Origin of the sequence: Elstera litoralis, assembly GCF_000963705.1 — a bacterium.
In the GTDB taxonomy this organism is placed as follows: Bacteria; Pseudomonadota; Alphaproteobacteria; order Elsterales; family Elsteraceae; genus Elstera; species Elstera litoralis.
Genome location: NZ_LAJY01000818.1, coordinates 1 through 732 on the forward strand (window position 1 = coordinate 1; position 732 = coordinate 732).

Sequence of the window (732 nt, forward strand, 5' to 3'; positions counted from 1 at the left end):
ATTTTGGGGGCGATGCTGCTAACGTGGCATAATATCCATTATTATCAGGAGCTTATGGCTGGGATGCGCAAAGCTATCGAAGAGGATCGATTGGATAGCTTCGCAGCCGAGTTTCACCGGGAGCAAGCGGCGGGAGATTTAGCGCCCTGGCAATAGGATAATTTTCGCCATCCCCGCTTGAACGCCAGATTGCTCCGGCCCACCTGTGCCTAGTCTCAGGTCCGGGCGCGTTATCGGACCCTTAGACGACACCTGTCTTGTGCCATCGAAAGGGACCGTTATGAGCCTATTTTCCATGTTCAAAAGCGATAAGGGCGACCAGATGACCGCCCATAAGGCGTTCGCCATCGCGCTGCTTTACACAATGGCCGCCGATGGCGAGATGGACCCTGAAGAAGTAGGGCATCTGCTGTCCGTAATCGGCGGCGAGCGCGGCAAGGGCGGCAGCATTGGCGTTGGCGCGAATAATCAGGCGCTCTTGAATGCGGCGATGAAATATACCCGCACCCATAGCCACGAGCAGTTCCTGACCGAAGCCACCCCCGTACTGACCACGGCGCAGCGCCTGTGCATTCTGATGAACCTCGTCGATAGCGCGCTCGCCGATGGCGAAGCCGAACCCGAGGAGCGCGAATTCTTCGATAAGGTGCAGAAAGCCTTCGGTATTAGCGATGAAGATTTCCGCCCCTATTTCCAGGTTCTCATGATGAAGAACGACCGGGGCGTGTTCCT

General features: G+C 56.4%; 2 protein-coding genes. Both read left to right on the forward strand.

The genetic code is table 11. The annotated features are described in order from the left end of the window. Positions 1-12: 12 nt before the first annotated feature. Complete coding sequence (locus VZ95_RS23475; protein ID WP_084627950.1) at positions 13-156, forward strand: hypothetical protein; 144 nt, start codon at positions 13-15, stop codon at positions 154-156. 124 nt (positions 157-280) lie between these two features. After that, a partial coding sequence (locus tag VZ95_RS19975; RefSeq protein ID WP_045777428.1) for a tellurite resistance TerB family protein occupies positions 281-732 on the forward strand: 452 nt, incomplete at its 3' end.

Bases quoted from the DNA above. Each gene is read 5' to 3' on its own strand.
- VZ95_RS23475 (WP_084627950.1), top strand. From the start codon at position 13: ATGCTGCTAACGTGGCATAATATCCATTATTATCAGGAGCTTATGGCT.